Origin of the sequence: Microbacterium sp. NPDC076895 (genome assembly GCF_040687115.1) — a bacterium.
In the GTDB taxonomy this organism is placed as follows: domain Bacteria; phylum Actinomycetota; class Actinomycetes; order Actinomycetales; family Microbacteriaceae; genus Microbacterium.
This window is the reverse complement of record NZ_JBFBMQ010000014.1, coordinates 39,954-54,131: the sequence shown is the minus strand read 5'-3', so window position 1 is coordinate 54,131 and position 14,178 is coordinate 39,954. Positions and strand designations below refer to the sequence as shown.

Sequence of the window (14,178 nt, the reverse complement as noted above, 5' to 3'; positions counted from 1 at the left end):
GACGAGGAGACGATGATGAACACCGAGAACCGCAACGACCTGGGCTTGAAGGACACCGGCGCTGGTTGCGCCTGCTGCGCGACCGCATCAACCCCCGAGACCGCGGATGCGGCCACGGCGGCCGTGACGGCTGACGTGCTGGTGACGGGGATGACCTGCTCGCACTGCGTGTCGAGCGTCACCGAGGAGTTGTCCGCGATCGACGGGGTCGAGGGTGTGTCGGTGGACCTGAACGCGGGCGGCGCGTCGCGGGTGACGATCCGCAGCTCGACGGCGATCCCTGCTGCTGCCGTGGAGGCGGCGGTGGAGGAGGCTGGCTACGCCGTGGCCGGCAGCCCGTCATGAGCATGGTCGATGTCGAGCTCGACATCGCCGGGATGACCTGCGCGTCGTGTGCGACGCGGATCGAGCGGAAGCTCAACAAGCTGCCGGGTGTGGAAGCGACCGTCAACTACGCCACCGAGAAGGCTCGCGTGCGCGGTGAGGACGTCGATTCGGCCACATTGATCGCGGCGGTCGAATCCGCCGGCTACCAAGCGGCGCTTCCTGCGCCGACGGTCGTCGAGGCTGCGGGTGAACCCGGTGCGCCGGTGGACCGCGATCTGGTTTCGCTGCGGCAGCGTCTGCTGATCAGCGCCGCTTTGTCGGTGCCGGTCGCGGTGCTGTCGATGATTCCCGCGCTGCAGTTCGAGTTCTGGCAGTGGCTGGCGCTCACCCTCACCGCCCCGGTGGCGGTGTGGGGCGCGTGGCCGTTTCACCGTGCTGCGGCGGTTAACGCCCGTCACGGTGCCGCCACGATGGACACGCTCATTAGCGTCGGGGTGATTGCCGCGTTCGGCTGGTCGCTGTATGCCCTGTTCTTTGGTGGCGCCGGTATGCCCGGGATGACGATGACGTTTACTCTCATCGGCACCCCGCGGGCGGGCGGGCATGAGATCTACCTCGAGGTCGCCGCGTTGGTGACGGTGTTCATCCTCGCGGGCCGGTACGCCGAGGCCCGCGCCCGCAAGTCGTCCTCTGAGGCGCTGCGCGCTTTGCTGGAGCTGGGAGCGAAAGACGCCGTCAAGCTCGTCGATGGTGTGGAACAGCGAGTCCCGGTCAGCCAGCTGATGGTGGGGGATGCCGTTCTGGTGCGGCCGGGGGAGAAGATCCCCTCCGATGGACTCGTCGTCGACGGGTCCTCGGCGATTGATGCGAGCATGCTCACGGGCGAATCGGCCCCGGTTGAGGTCGGTGCGGGTTCCCGTGTGGTGGGTGCGACGGTCAACGTCGGCGGCCGGCTTACGGTGGAGATCACCCGCGTGGGCGTGGACACCGAACTGTCGCGGATGCGGCGGCTGATGGAGGAGGCGCAGACCGGCAAAGCCCGCGTGCAGCGTCTCGCGGACCGGGTGTCCGGGATCTTCGTGCCCATCGTGATGATGCTGGCTATCGCCGCGTTCGCGGGCTGGCTGCTGGTCGGCGGGTCTGTGGAGCTGGCGTTCACCGCCGCGATCGCGACGCTCATCATCGCGTGCCCGTGCGCGCTCGGGCTGGCCACGCCGACCGCTCTGTTGGTGGGCACCGGTCGCGGCTCTCAGATGGGAATCCTCATCCGGGGACCGCAGGTACTGGAGCAAACCCGCACGGTCGACACGATCGTGCTGGACAAGACCGGCACCGTCACCACGGGAACCATGGCCGTCACAGCCGTCCACCCCGCACCCGGAGTCACCCGGGAGCAGCTGCTGGCCGCGGCCGCGGCGGTGGAGTTCGGGTCGGAGCATCCTGTTGCCCGCGCGATCGTCGCCGGAAGCGTCCCCGTCCCGCCGGCGGAGACGTTCGACTCTCACGCCGGGTTCGGGGTGCAGGGCATCGTCGCAGGCTCTCTCGTCGTCGCCGGCCGTCCGTCTTGGCTGCAGGAGCAGTGGAGCATTCACCCCACCGCGCAGCTGCAGCACGACGCCGACGAGCTGCAAACCGCGGGAGCGACCGTCGTCGCCATCGGTCGTGACGGCACCCACCTGGGCATCATCGCGGTCGCCGACACAGTCAAACCCACCAGCGCGGAGGCGGTCGCCCGGTTCCGGGCGTTGGGTATGACACCGGTGCTGCTCACCGGCGACAACGATGGCGCTGCACGGGAGATCGCTCGACAGGTCGGCATCGACCAGGTGCACGCCGGGGTAACCCCGGCCGGGAAGCTCGACGTGGTCCGCCAGCTACAGGGCGACGGGCGTGTGGTGGCGATGGTCGGTGACGGGGTCAACGACGCCGCTGCTCTCGCTGCCGCTGACCTCGGTCTCGCGATGGGCGGGGGAACGGATGCCGCGATCGCTGCGAGCGATATCACCGTGGTCTCGGGTGACCTGCTGGTCGTCGCTGACGCGATCCGGTTGGCACGCCGCACCCTGGGGACGATCAAGGGCAACCTGTTTTGGGCGTTCGCGTACAACGTCGCCGCGATCCCGGTCGCGATGGCCGGGTTGCTGAACCCGCTGGTTGCCGCGGCCGCGATGGCCTTGTCCTCGGTGTTCGTCGTCACGAACAGTCTGCGCCTGCGCGGGTTCCGCACCATCCCGGCGAGCTCGACGACCGCTACCCCTGAACCGGCCCGCGTTTCCGCCCGGGTCTGACCTGCATCTGCTGGATGTGAACAGTGGAAGGACGCTCATCATGAGCCAGCACGATCACCACGCACACCACCACCCCACGGCTACCGGCGCCGGCGGTGATGACACTGCGCAGGAGCTGCGCGAGACCGTCGCCGAATCCGACACCGTCGACAACCCGCACGCACACCACACCACGCAGAACAGCCCTGATGAGGGACACGGCGGCGCGCACGCGGGGATGCAGCACGGTGCTCATGGTGGGCATGCCGGGCACGGCGCGGACCATGTCGCACGGTTCCGTCGATTGTTCTGGATCAACCTGATCCTCGCCGTCCCGGTGGTGGCGTTCTCGGGCATGTTCTCGATGCTGCTCGGCTATTCCCTCCCCGACGCAGCGTTGGTGGGGTGGATCTCCCCGGTTCTCGGCACCGTCATGTATGTGTGGGGTGGTGCCCCGTTCCTGACCGGCGCGGTCAGCGAACTGCGTGCCCGTAAGCCCGGCATGATGCTGCTGATCGGGCTGGCGATCACCGTCGCGTTCGTCGCGTCATGGGGGGCGAGTCTCGGGCTGCTGGATCACGAGCTGGACTTCTGGTGGGAGCTGGCGCTGCTGATCGTCATCATGCTCCTTGGGCACTGGATCGAGATGCGGTCGCTCGCGCAGACCACCTCGGCACTGGACTCCCTCGCCGCGCTCCTCCCCGACGAGGCGGAGAAGGTCGACGGGGACACCACTGTCACCGTCGCGCCCGCGGATCTGCAGGTCGGTGACGTTGTAGTGGTCCGCCCTGGTGGGCGGGTTCCGGCTGACGGTCGGGTGGTGCAGGGTTCGGCGAGCATGGACGAGTCGATGATCACCGGCGAATCCAAGCCGGTCCGCCGCAGCGATGGGGACGCGGTCGTGGCCGGCACCGTCGCCACCGACTCCGGAATCCGTGTCGAGATCAGCGCGGTGGGGGAGGACACTGCCCTCGCCGGCATCCAACGCCTGGTTACCGAGGCGCAGAACTCGTCCTCGAAAGCGCAGCGTCTCGCCGACCGTGCCGCCGGGTGGCTGTTCTGGTTCGCGCTGATCGCCGCGGCCATCACCGCGGTCGTGTGGACGGTAGTCGGGCTCCCCGATGACGCGGTGATTCGCACTATCACGGTTCTGGTGATCGCCTGCCCGCACGCCCTGGGTCTGGCGATCCCGCTGGTGGTGTCCATCGCCACCGAGCGCGCTGCCCGGGGCGGGGTGTTGATCAAGGACCGTCTGGCGTTGGAGAGTATGCGCACCGTGAACACGGTGTTGTTCGACAAGACCGGCACTCTCACCAAGGGCGCTCCCGCCGTCACCGCGGTGGAACCGGTCGACGGGATGGATGCGGACCGGCTGATGGCTCTCGCGGCCGCTGCGGAGTCTGATTCCGAGCATCCGCTGGCCCGTGCCATCGTCACCGCCGCGCGGGAGAAGGACCTGTCCGTGCCCAGGTCGACGGACTTCGAGTCCTCACCCGCGGTCGGTGTCCGCGCGACCGTCGACGGCCAGGTGGTGCAGGTGGGCGGACCGTACCTGCTCGAGCAGACCGGTGGCCAGGAGCTGCCGATCGCGGACGCCTGGCGGGAGGAGGGTGCGATCATCCTGCACGTCCTCGTTGATGGGAAGGTCGCCGGCGCGCTCCGATTGGCCGATGAGATCCGTCCCGAGTCCCGGCAGGCGATCGACGCACTGCACGCCCGAAACGTGCAGGTCGTGATGATCACCGGCGACGCCGAGGCCGTCGCCGCGTCCGTGGCCGCTGAACTTGGCATCGACCGGTTCTTCGCGGGTGTGCGGCCGGAGGACAAGGCGTCCAAGGTGAAGCAGCTGCAGGATGAGGGCCGGAAGGTCGCGATGGTCGGCGACGGTGTGAATGACGCGCCCGCTCTCGCGCAGGCGGATGTCGGTATCGCCATCGGTGCCGGCACGGACGTGGCGATCGCGTCGGCCGGCGTCATCCTCGCGAGCGATGACCCCCGCTCGGTGCTGTCGGTGATCGAGCTGTCCCGCGCGAGCTACCGGAAGATGAAGCAGAACTTGTGGTGGGCTGCCGGGTACAACCTCATTTCGGTGCCGCTGGCCGCCGGCATCCTCGCCCCGATCGGGTTCGTGCTGCCGATGTCGGTGGGCGCGATCCTCATGTCGCTGTCCACGATCGTCGTCGCTCTCAACGCTCAGCTGCTGCGCCGGTTGGATCTCAGCCCCGACGCGGTCATCCGTCGCTGACCGGTCTGACGTAGCGTGTAAGGGAGGGAGGTGACATGTCGCTGATCGCACTGACGGACCGGGTCCACACCGGCCGCTCCATGGCTCGCACCCTCCTGCTGCTCGTCGCAGTCACCGGCGCGATCATCGTGGGCCTGCTGGCCATGCATTCCCTCAACACCCACACCGCCACCGACACCAGTCATCAGACCACCGCCACCGCTTCTGCCACGACAGGTGCCGGCGATCACCACGCCGGCACCACCGCAACTGATGAGCCGTGCGCGGATTGCGGCAACGGACACTCCACCATGCTCGCGATGGCGTGCGTGCTGGCATTGCTGGTGACCGTGCTGTTGCTGGTGCGGCCCGGCGCGGCCATGCGATGGTTGTCGATCCTCCCTCGACCAAGATCCTCGGTCGCGTCGGCGCTGTTTACCGGGCCGGCCCTGCGGCCTCCTTCACTCACCGTTCTCTGCATCAGCCGTACGTGATGCGTCCGGGGCCGGACCTTTGTGCTGGCTCTTGCACCCGCACGCCCGTCATCCTGACCGGCGCTGCTTCACGTACCCCTGTATTGGAGAACTCTGATGAAGATTCGTACCGCGGCAACCGCCGCACTCACCCTCGCCGCTGCGCTCACTCTCGCGGGCTGCGCCGGCGACTCCGGCTCAGAGTCCATGCCTGGCATGGACCACGGCAGCTCGGCCCCGTCGTCCTCCTCGTCTGCCGCGACGGCGGACTTCAATGACGCGGATGTGATGTTCGCGCAGATGATGATCCCGCACCACGAACAGGCCGTCGAGATGTCGGACGTGGTCCTGGACAAGGAAGGCATCGACCCGGGTGTCCTCACCCTGGCCTCCGATATTAAAGCCGCCCAGCAGCCCGAGATCGACCAGCTGCAATCATGGCTGGAAGAGTGGGGTGCCGATAGCGACACCGGCTCCATGGAAGGCATGGACCACGGCGGCGGCATGATGAGCGGCGACGACATGGCGGCGCTGGAAGCGGCTACCGGAGCGGAGGCGTCGCGGCTGTTCCTCGAACAGATGACGATGCACCACGAAGGCGCCATCACTATGGCGCAGGATGAAGTCGATAACGGGCAGAATCCGGACGCGATCGCGATGGCGCAGACCATCATCGACACGCAGACCGCGGAGATCGCCACCATGCAGGAGCTGCTCGCGCAGCTCTGACCGCACCCGGTGAGGACGCCCCACCCGAGGGCGTCCTCACCCTGGACTCGAAAGGGTGCGTATGCGCATGCCCCTTCGCGCGACAACGAGTCTTGTCGCGCTTTCTGCTCTGACTCTCACCGGCTGTGCAGCTGCTGCACCGCCCTCCACCGGTGCCGAACACGCCCAGGTTGTTGCCCACGTGCACGCCATCGTTCCCGCACCTGACGGGGACGGGTTCCTCCTCGGCACCCACGAAGGCATCTTCACTGCCACCGCGGACGGCGAGATCGGTCCTCGTGTCGGCGGTAACGACTTCGACGCGATGGGGCTCACCGCGCTGAATGGGGATCTGATCGCTTCCGGCCACCCCGGCCGCAACACACCCGCCGAGCTGGGGGAGAGGAACCTCGGCATCATCCGCAGCCAAGACGGCGGCGAGACCTGGGAGCCGGTCGCGTTCACCGGAGAGAAAGACTTCCACGCCCTCACCGCCGGCCCGGACGGCACCCTTTATGGGCAAGACGCCGGAGACGGCGCCGTGCTCATCAGCACGGACGGCGGTGTCTCGTGGTCGCCCACCGGTAGCACCCTGCTCGCCTTCGGTCTGGAGGTGGATGCAGTCGGTCGGATCATCGCGGTCACTCCTGACGGCCCGCAGGTCAGCACGGACCGCGGTGAGAGCTTCGCGGCTCTCACCGACGCACCCAACCTGTTCCTCATGGCAGCCTCCCCGGACCGCCAGCGGTTGGTCGGCGTTGATGCCAACGACACGATCTGGACCGTCACGGGGGCTGGGTCATGGCAGGAGGTCGGCACCGTACACGGCACTGCCCAAGCCATCACGATCACCGACGAGGGCGACGTGCTCGTCGTCGACGACAGCGGACTCAGCCTGCTGCCCTCACCGCGTCAGTGAGGCACGCGGTCGTCTCATGGACAACTCAAGCCGGAGAGTGGAGGCGAATCGGCGGCCATCTGTCGCTGTAAATCCATCCCCGACACGGGCCACATGGACATCTTCCAGCGGTTCCTACAGTAGTAGTTGCCAGGCCGACCACTCCCGAGTCGGATCCGGCATGTCGCGCCGACGATGCGCCGGGCAGCCCAATCGTCCGACACGAGCAGGACCTTTCGGCACGGCGTGGCCGGGGGCAGGAGCTCGCGGCGGTGAAGGAGCGTCAGCTGGTCGGTGTCTGAGCCTGTTCATAGCCTAGAATGGGTGCCCACGGTAGGCTTTTGGTGATGACCCCGACGACTCGAACTCAGCGCGCAGCCGTGCTGAGCGAGCGTCTTCTGATAACGAGGATCGTTACTGCTCTCGGCCTGGCGCTCCTGCTGATGTTGGGCATCGCCGCTGCTGGACACCTCGAGACCGATGGCACCACGCCGGTGCCGCTGGGAATGTCCGCACTCGTGGACCCGCACGTCGAGCCGCTGAGTGGCGGCGCCACCGATGCACGCGACGGCAGAGAACAGCAGACGGTGGTTGGCGAATCCTCGGGGGCCAGCGCGCTGATGGGGGCAGCGCTGTGTGTTCTGGGAATGCTGTGCGGGCTGGTGCTCGCGGTGCTGACTTACCGGCTGTGGCGCAGCCGCGTCCTCCCTGATCGTGGGATCTGGCCGCGGGTACTCTCGCTCTTTCCCCACCCGTCGACGATTTCGCGGGTGAGCATCCTTTCGCTGACGCAGTTGAGCATCTCCCGAACCTGACATTCGGCGTGCCGTCCTTCCGGGACGGCGATTCGCCCCGGGCTCACGCCCGGGTTCTGTCATGTGTCGTGTCTTGGTTTGGAGTACTCGAATGAAAACCCCTGTGAAGGCGACGTTGGTCACTCTGGCTGTGGTCGTCGTGATGGTGCTGGTCGCGATCATCTATGCGCTGGTCAATCAGAACCCCACCCCGCCTCCCGGCGAAGGAAGCAGCACCGGCACCTCCGTGGTGGGAGAGAGCTCGCACGTTCTGGATGACGGTGGTCCGGATGCGGTGACGGTGGTGGAGTTCCTGGACTTCGAGTGTGAGGCGTGCGGCGCGTTCTACCCGATCGTCGAGGATATCCGGGAGAGGTACGCCGGCCAGATCACCTACGTGGTGCGATACTTCCCGCTGCCCGGTCATTTCAACTCGAAGAACGCGGCGATCGCCGCGGAGGCTGCCGCACAGCAGGACCGATTCGAGGACATGTATCACCGACTGTTCGAGACACAGGCGGAGTGGGGTGAGGCGCAGGAGTCTCGTGCCGAGCTGTTCCGCGGCTTCGCCGAACAGCTCGGATTGGACATGACCGCCTATGATGCGGCCGTTGCCGATCCCGCCACCACCGAACGCGTGGAGCTCGATTTCAACGAGGGACGCGCTCTGGGGGTCGGCAGCACGCCGACGTTCTTCGTCGGCGGGGAGAAGCTCGAGCTGCAGACGCTGAACGACCTCGAAGACGCAATCGCGGCTGCCCTCTCCGGTGGTCGGTGATGCAGACGAGCCTGTCGCACCGACGAGTGATCATCGTCGGAGCCGGGCAGTCCGGACTGGCAGTTGCCGCAGCGTTGAATGCCAAGGGCCTGCGCCCGCAGCAGGATTTCGTCGTGATCGACGCGGCTCGCAAGGGGCAGCGCAGCTGGGCATCTCGATGGCATTCGATGGAGCTGCTCAGCGACGCCCGGCATAGCGTGATCCCGCCTCGAGGGCTCCCCGGCGATCAGCGTCGGCGTCCCCGCGCTGACGAGATCGTCGACTATCTGGCCTTCGTCGAGGGGGGACTTCGTGTCGAGACGGTCTGGGGGGTCCGCGCCACCGGAGTAGAGCGTCCCGGCACCGGAACCACTCTGCTGCTGTCCACGACCGCAGGGGACGTACAGACCCGCAACGTCGTGTGCGCGACCGCCGCGGCAGCGTATCCGCGTGTGCCGGAGTGGGCTGCGACCCTGAGCGTTCCAGGCGTCGTGATGCACAGCAGCGACTACCTGTACCCAAACCAGATCGAGCCGGGACATGTGCTCGTCGTCGGAGGCGGCAACAGCGGGGTGCAGCTGGCACGTGAGCTGACCACTTCTCACACGATCACCTTGTCTATACGCACCCCGCGGGGGCACCGGCCGAGCGGCAGCTACCCGTCAGCTGCCGGACAGGCAGTCTCGTGGCTCACCCGCAGGCGGCATCCCGAACCGGTGTTCGGCGACAGCTACGAGCGGCTGCGCCGCGCCGGGGTCTCCATCGTTCCCGCGGCGACTGCCGCAGACGGCGGCGTGGTGACGCTCGCTGATGGCAGTGAGCTCTCACCGGACTCCGTGATCTTCGCCACCGGCTACGCACCGGGTGATGACTGGCTGCCGGATGCCGCGCACGCCGAGCGGGGAGCCCGTACCCGGACCGGGATCCCGGGACTGTTCGTCGCCGGTATGCCGCAGTACAGCGGCCGCGGTGCGGACACCATCACCGGGGTCTGGCGAGACGCCACCACAATCGCCCATCACATCATCAACCGTCCCTGAAAGCCACGCCATGTCATCCTCCCCGCCCACCGAGGCCGCCCCGATGCTGCTCAGATGTCGTCCTGTCGCATTCGTCGCCCTGGGGGTGAGCCTGCTGCTGGCAGCTGGCATGGTGCTCTCGACCGCATCATCCGCGGCCGCACATGACAGCATCGTCTCGGCCACCCCCGATGCTGACGCGACCATCGGCGTGGCGCCGCAGGAGATCTCGCTCACCCTCGAATCGGCCGCGGTTCCCGAGAGTGCCCCCACTCCCGAGCCCACCGCCACGAAGCAGGCGCTTGAGCCATCTCCTATCCGTTCCACCGCCGAATCCACGGACGACGGCTACGGCGGTCAGGCCTCCGGCGGGGGAGAGCTCTTTCCCGTGCTTGCTGTCATCAGCGGCGTGGTCATCATCGGCGGCGCACTGATCGTGGTGCTCATGGTGGCCTGGGAACGCCGCCGCCGCGACCGCGCCGCGACAGAAGCGACCCGGGCACAGCCCTCGACGGAGGAGAAGACCGATGGCTCGTAACAGCGGCACCCGACTCGCGGTCGCCTGCATGATCGCCGCGGTGGTCGTGGTGATCGACCAGGCCACCAAGGCGGCGGCGGTGTCGGGGCTGAGCACCCAGCAGCGCATCCCCCTGCTGGGTGACCTGCTCGGACTGCAGCTCGCGTTCAACCCCGGTGCGATCCTCTCCCTGGGCGCTGGCTTCACCGGGCTGCTGACGCTCGTCGGGGTGGCTGCCGTGGTGCTGCTGGTGATCGCCGTCGTCCGAGCTCGCACCGTGTGGTGGGCTGTGGGACTCGGGTTGATCCTCGGCGGTGCGATCGGGAACCTCATCGACCGGCTGTTCTCTCCACCCGGGTTCGGCGTCGGGCACGTCACCGATTTCCTCGCCTACGGCACCTGGTTCATCGGCAACCTCGCCGACGTCGCGCTCGGCGCTGGCGTGATCCTCCTCGCCAGCGTTCTCTGGGCACACCGGGGAGCAGCCACCGCGCGCCGCGCCGAAGCGGCGACGAACGAGCCCGAGCCTGTCGCGGAGGCGCGGAGACCATGATGGCCAAGCAACGCATGCCGTCCGTCTATCAGCGCAATGCTTTCGCCCCGGGGCTGCTCGCAGCCGTCGTCCTGTTCCTGGCCCCGGCGCTGATGAGCGGAGACTGGTTCCTCCTGGTGCTGTTCGTCATCGCGATCCTCGCTGTCATCGTCGGCTGGTTCGCCGTACAGGCCAGGCAGTGGTGGTGGCTTCCGGCGTTCGCCGCGATAGCGGTGCTGTGGAACCCGCTATTCCCGTTTCCGTTCTCCGGGCCACTCTGGTCGTTCGCGCAACCGGCTGCCGCGGTGATCTTCCTGGTCGCCGGAGCGATGATCAAGGTGCGTCGCTCGTGACTCGCCGCCGCGTCTTCGCCGCCGTCCTCGCGCTGCTGGCGGTCAGCGTGGTGACTGGCTGTGCGAGCAACGATTCGCTCGCCCAGCAGTATCGGGACGGGAACGAGAAGGGCTACATCGCCGGCGACTTCCAAGTGGTGCAGATCCTGGAGTCCGACCGCGGTGAACCGGTCGCTTTCGAGGGGCTCACCGAGACCGGCGAGAGAGTGACCAGCGACGACTACCGCGGCGGGGTGCTGGTGGTGAACTTCTGGTATGCCGCGTGCGGTCCGTGCATCGTCGAGGCGCCGCTGCTGGAAGAGGTCTGGCAGAGGTACCAGGACCAAGGCGTCGCATTCCTCGGCGTCAACACCTACGACCAGCCCGCCACCGCCCTGTCTTTCGCTCGCGACAACAACGTCACGTACCCGAGCGTGATCGACGTCAACGACGGCAAGGTCAAGCTCGCGTTCGCGCAGGTCACCCCGATCCAGGCCACCCCCACCACGCTGGTGCTCGACCGGGACGGGAGAGTCGCTGCCCGGGTCATCGGCCAGCTGGCCAGCGCCTCCATCCTGGCCACCCTGGTCGCCGACACCCTCGCCGAGGAGAATCCGTGATCAACCCCGGGCCTCTGGTCGTCGACGGTGCTCTGTGGATCGCGATCCCGATCGCGGCCCTCGCAGGCCTGGTCTCGTTCATCTCCCCTTGCGTGCTGCCTCTGGTGCCCGGCTACCTCGGCTACCTCGGCGGCGCCGCCGGCAGCAACCCGGGTGCCGCCGGGACCGGGTCGACGGTAAGGGCGGAGCGCACCCGCCTGCTGCTCGGCGTGGGCCTGTTCATCGCCGGGTTCACGGTGGTCTTCGTCACCGTGACGATCCTGGGCGGCACGTTCGGGCTCCTGCTGCTGCAGTACGCCAACATCCTCACGCGACTCCTGGGGGCGGTTGTGATCGTCCTCGGCCTGGTGTTCATCGGGTTCTTCGGTATCGCCCAACGTAGCCTCCGTCCTCGGATCCAGAGCCGCGCCGGCCTGATCGGCGCCCCGCTTCTCGGGTTTGCGCTCGGAGTGGGGTGGACCCCCTGTATCGGTCCGACGCTCGCGGCGATCCTGTCGATGTCATGGAACCTCGGCGATCCCACCCGAGCCGGCCTGCTTGGTCTTGCCTACTCGCTCGGGCTGGGTCTCCCGTTCCTCCTGCTCGCTATGGGCTGGGGGTGGGCTTCGCGCTCGGTGTCGCTTCTGCGTCGCCACATCCGCGCCCTGAACATCATCGGTGGCGTCCTGCTGGTGTCGCTCGGGGTTCTCATGGTGACCGGGTTGTGGACCATGCTGATGTCCGCTCTGCAGCAGGTGGTGATCAATGTCCCCGTCCCGCTCTGAGACCGGCACGGTTGTCGACCCGCTGCGCCCCGCTGATCACCGCGACTCCGACGCCCCGTCCGAGATCAACGGTCCTGCCCTCGGTGTGGGCGGCTGGGCCCGGTGGGCGTGGAGGCAGCTGACCAGCATGCGCACCGCCCTGGTGCTGCTGCTGTTCCTCGCGATCGCCGCCGTCCCCGGGTCGCTGTTCCCGCAGCGCACCGCCGACCCCAACGGGGTCACCCAGTGGCAGCGCGACAACCCTGACGTGTTCCCCCTTGCCGACGCGGTCGGCCTGTTCGATGTGTACTCGTCCCCCTGGTTCTCTGCGATCTACCTGCTGCTGTTCGCATCCCTCATTGGCTGCGTCATCCCCCGGGCCAAGCACCACTACAAGGCGCTCCGGTCCGTGCCGCCGCGCACTCCCGCACGACTGTCCCGCCTGGTCGACTATCAGGAGACGATGATCGCGACCGACGATGCCACTGCGGATCCGGCCGGGGATGCGGTACGGCTAGCGCAGCACCAGCTGCGTCGAGCCGGTTACCGAGTCCACCGTTACGACGAGCCGGGGTGGGCGTCGGTCTCGGCCGAGAGGGGGTATCTGCGGGAGACCGGCAATCTGGTCTTCCACATCGCGCTGGTCGGGGTGCTCGTCTCGGTCGCGATCGGCGGCGGGTTCGCCTACACCGGCCAGCGGGTCGTGGTGGAGGGCACGACGTTCGTCAACGCGCTCAGCGACTATTCCTCCTTCAACCCCGGCCGCTTCATCGACGGCACCCGCTTGGCCCCGTACTCGATCACCCTCGACGACTTCCGGGTCTCTTATCAGCTGCCCGGCATGCCCGGTGCCGGGCAAGCGGGTGACTTCTCCGCCGACGTCACGATCCGCAGTTCCGGTCGGGACGACCGGACCGAGAGCGTGATCGTGAACTATCCGATCACCGTCGCCGGTGACCGCATCTACCTGCTCGGCAACGGCTACGCTCCCACCCTCACCGTCCGTGACGCCGCAGGAGAGGTCGTGTGGAGCGAATCGCAGCCGTTCCTGCCGCAGGACTCGAACATGACATCGCTCGGGATCATCAAGATTCCGGACGGGCTTCCCGAGCAGCTTGGGCTGGTCGGCTTCTTCTACCCCACTCAGGGTGTGCTTCCCTCCGGAGCGTTCACTTCCGTTTACCCGGACGTGGTCAACCCGGTGCTCACTCTCAACGTGTTCAGCGGAGACCTCGGCATCGATGACGGCACACCCCGGTCGGTGTACACCCTCGAGGTCGACGGACTCACCCAGCACACCGGCGGCGACACGGGGCTGGACTCCCTCGAGCTCACCCCCGGCGCCACCGTCAACCTGCCCAACGGGTGGGGCACGATCACCTGGGAGGCAGCGTCCGAGCAGGAGCCGGTGAAGCGGTTCGCGTCACTGCAGATCCAGCACGATCCCACCAGCGGATGGGTGCTCGCCTTTGCGATTCTCGCCATGGCGGGACTGTTCGCCGCTCTGTTCGTGCCCCGCCGACGCATCTGGGTCAAAGCCCGAACCGTCCCCGCGGGCGTACACGTCGAATACGCGGGCCTCGCCCGCGGCGAAGACCCCACGCTCCACACGGCCGTCCGTGATATCGCGAACGACCACGCCGCCGCTCTGAACCGCGCGCGCGGCGCGAACCCCGAAGGAGAGACCCGATGAAATGCCCCGTTGATGACACTCTGCTGCTGGTGAGCGAGCGCGCCGGCGTCGAGATCGACTACTGCCCCGGGTGTCGCGGCGTCTGGCTGGACCGCGGCGAACTGGACAAGATCCTCGACCGGGCCACCGACACCCGTGCCCCGCGATATCCGGAACCCGGTACCCGTGATGTCCGCCACGACAGGGGCGACTCGCACCAGGGCCGGAACGGGCGTCGTCGCCGCGACGGGCTCCTGGGAGAGCTGTTCGACTTCTGATCGCCTGACCAGACATG

General features: G+C 67.6%; 16 protein-coding genes. All 16 read left to right on the top strand.

What is annotated here, in order from left to right:
• Window positions 1-15 precede the first annotated feature (15 nt).
• Window positions 16-345: a cation transporter gene (locus AB0O89_RS12155; RefSeq protein ID WP_228179439.1), complete on the top strand. Its 330-nt coding sequence runs from the start codon at window positions 16-18 to the stop codon at window positions 343-345.
• Complete coding sequence (locus AB0O89_RS12150) at window positions 342-2,615, top strand: heavy metal translocating P-type ATPase (RefSeq protein WP_228179438.1); 2,274 nt, start codon at window positions 342-344, stop codon at window positions 2,613-2,615. Before AB0O89_RS12155 ends, AB0O89_RS12150 begins: the two co-directional genes overlap by 4 nt.
• Window positions 2,616-2,832: 217 nt before the next feature.
• Window positions 2,833-4,839, top strand: coding sequence for a heavy metal translocating P-type ATPase (locus AB0O89_RS12145; protein WP_228179443.1), 2,007 nt, complete (start codon window positions 2,833-2,835; stop codon window positions 4,837-4,839).
• A 35-nt stretch (window positions 4,840-4,874) separates the two neighbouring features.
• Complete coding sequence (locus tag AB0O89_RS12140) at window positions 4,875-5,312, top strand: DUF6153 family protein (protein WP_363497899.1); 438 nt, start codon at window positions 4,875-4,877, stop codon at window positions 5,310-5,312.
• A gap of 96 nt (window positions 5,313-5,408) precedes the next feature.
• The gene (locus AB0O89_RS12135; RefSeq protein WP_363497896.1) at window positions 5,409-6,020 is read left to right on the top strand and encodes a DUF305 domain-containing protein; all 612 of its coding nucleotides are present in this window, start codon (window positions 5,409-5,411) and stop codon (window positions 6,018-6,020) included.
• A gap of 67 nt (window positions 6,021-6,087) precedes the next feature.
• Window positions 6,088-6,918 carry a F510_1955 family glycosylhydrolase gene (locus AB0O89_RS12130; protein ID WP_292726264.1) on the top strand — a complete coding sequence of 277 codons (831 nt, stop codon included), beginning with the start codon at window positions 6,088-6,090 and terminating at the stop codon, window positions 6,916-6,918.
• A gap of 326 nt (window positions 6,919-7,244) precedes the next feature.
• The gene (locus tag AB0O89_RS12125) at window positions 7,245-7,712 is read left to right on the top strand and encodes a hypothetical protein (protein ID WP_228179434.1); all 468 of its coding nucleotides are present in this window, start codon (window positions 7,245-7,247) and stop codon (window positions 7,710-7,712) included.
• A 91-nt stretch (window positions 7,713-7,803) separates the two neighbouring features.
• Window positions 7,804-8,469 (top strand): thioredoxin domain-containing protein, encoded by a 666-nt coding sequence (locus AB0O89_RS12120; RefSeq protein ID WP_228179433.1) that lies wholly within the window; start codon window positions 7,804-7,806, stop codon window positions 8,467-8,469.
• The gene (locus AB0O89_RS12115) at window positions 8,469-9,488 is read left to right on the top strand and encodes an NAD(P)-binding domain-containing protein (RefSeq protein WP_363497891.1); all 1,020 of its coding nucleotides are present in this window, start codon (window positions 8,469-8,471) and stop codon (window positions 9,486-9,488) included. Before AB0O89_RS12120 ends, AB0O89_RS12115 begins: the two co-directional genes overlap by 1 nt.
• A gap of 10 nt (window positions 9,489-9,498) precedes the next feature.
• Entirely contained in the window at window positions 9,499-10,005 is a 507-nt protein-coding gene (locus tag AB0O89_RS12110) for a hypothetical protein (protein WP_363497888.1), read from the top strand.
• Window positions 9,995-10,537: a signal peptidase II gene (locus AB0O89_RS12105; RefSeq protein ID WP_292712518.1), complete on the top strand. Its 543-nt coding sequence runs from the start codon at window positions 9,995-9,997 to the stop codon at window positions 10,535-10,537. Before AB0O89_RS12110 ends, AB0O89_RS12105 begins: the two co-directional genes overlap by 11 nt.
• A complete protein-coding gene (locus AB0O89_RS12100) occupies window positions 10,534-10,869 on the top strand; it encodes a DUF6804 family protein (RefSeq protein WP_363497884.1) in 336 nt (111 codons plus the stop codon). Before AB0O89_RS12105 ends, AB0O89_RS12100 begins: the two co-directional genes overlap by 4 nt.
• A complete protein-coding gene (locus AB0O89_RS12095; RefSeq protein ID WP_363497881.1) occupies window positions 10,866-11,468 on the top strand; it encodes a TlpA disulfide reductase family protein in 603 nt (200 codons plus the stop codon). Before AB0O89_RS12100 ends, AB0O89_RS12095 begins: the two co-directional genes overlap by 4 nt.
• Window positions 11,468-12,232, top strand: a complete 765-nt coding sequence (locus tag AB0O89_RS12090) for a cytochrome c biogenesis CcdA family protein (protein WP_292712527.1) — start codon at window positions 11,468-11,470, stop codon at window positions 12,230-12,232. The genes AB0O89_RS12095 and AB0O89_RS12090 overlap by 1 nt, the downstream gene beginning before the upstream one ends.
• Complete coding sequence (locus tag AB0O89_RS12085) at window positions 12,213-13,904, top strand: cytochrome c biogenesis protein ResB (RefSeq protein WP_363497878.1); 1,692 nt, start codon at window positions 12,213-12,215, stop codon at window positions 13,902-13,904. The genes AB0O89_RS12090 and AB0O89_RS12085 overlap by 20 nt, the downstream gene beginning before the upstream one ends.
• Window positions 13,901-14,161 (top strand): zf-TFIIB domain-containing protein, encoded by a 261-nt coding sequence (locus tag AB0O89_RS12080; RefSeq protein WP_363497875.1) that lies wholly within the window; start codon window positions 13,901-13,903, stop codon window positions 14,159-14,161. Before AB0O89_RS12085 ends, AB0O89_RS12080 begins: the two co-directional genes overlap by 4 nt.
• The last annotated feature ends 17 nt before the right edge of the window (window positions 14,162-14,178 follow it).

What these genes read in the sequence shown, in the direction of transcription:
- AB0O89_RS12155 (WP_228179439.1), top strand. Translation starts at nt 16, where the DNA reads ATGAACACCGAGAACCGCAACGACCTGGGCTTGAAGGACACCGGCGCT.
- AB0O89_RS12150 (WP_228179438.1), top strand. Translation starts at nt 342, where the DNA reads ATGAGCATGGTCGATGTCGAGCTCGACATCGCCGGGATGACCTGCGCG.
- AB0O89_RS12145 (WP_228179443.1), top strand. Translation starts at nt 2,833, where the DNA reads ATGCAGCACGGTGCTCATGGTGGGCATGCCGGGCACGGCGCGGACCAT.
- AB0O89_RS12140 (WP_363497899.1), top strand. Translation starts at nt 4,875, where the DNA reads ATGTCGCTGATCGCACTGACGGACCGGGTCCACACCGGCCGCTCCATG.
- AB0O89_RS12135 (WP_363497896.1), top strand. Translation starts at nt 5,409, where the DNA reads ATGAAGATTCGTACCGCGGCAACCGCCGCACTCACCCTCGCCGCTGCG.
- AB0O89_RS12130 (WP_292726264.1), top strand. Translation starts at nt 6,088, where the DNA reads ATGCCCCTTCGCGCGACAACGAGTCTTGTCGCGCTTTCTGCTCTGACT.
- AB0O89_RS12125 (WP_228179434.1), top strand. Translation starts at nt 7,245, where the DNA reads ATGACCCCGACGACTCGAACTCAGCGCGCAGCCGTGCTGAGCGAGCGT.
- AB0O89_RS12120 (WP_228179433.1), top strand. Translation starts at nt 7,804, where the DNA reads ATGAAAACCCCTGTGAAGGCGACGTTGGTCACTCTGGCTGTGGTCGTC.
- AB0O89_RS12115 (WP_363497891.1), top strand. Translation starts at nt 8,469, where the DNA reads ATGCAGACGAGCCTGTCGCACCGACGAGTGATCATCGTCGGAGCCGGG.
- AB0O89_RS12110 (WP_363497888.1), top strand. Translation starts at nt 9,499, where the DNA reads ATGTCATCCTCCCCGCCCACCGAGGCCGCCCCGATGCTGCTCAGATGT.
- AB0O89_RS12105 (WP_292712518.1), top strand. Translation starts at nt 9,995, where the DNA reads ATGGCTCGTAACAGCGGCACCCGACTCGCGGTCGCCTGCATGATCGCC.
- AB0O89_RS12100 (WP_363497884.1), top strand. Translation starts at nt 10,534, where the DNA reads ATGATGGCCAAGCAACGCATGCCGTCCGTCTATCAGCGCAATGCTTTC.
- AB0O89_RS12085 (WP_363497878.1), top strand. Translation starts at nt 12,213, where the DNA reads ATGTCCCCGTCCCGCTCTGAGACCGGCACGGTTGTCGACCCGCTGCGC.
- AB0O89_RS12080 (WP_363497875.1), top strand. Translation starts at nt 13,901, where the DNA reads ATGAAATGCCCCGTTGATGACACTCTGCTGCTGGTGAGCGAGCGCGCC.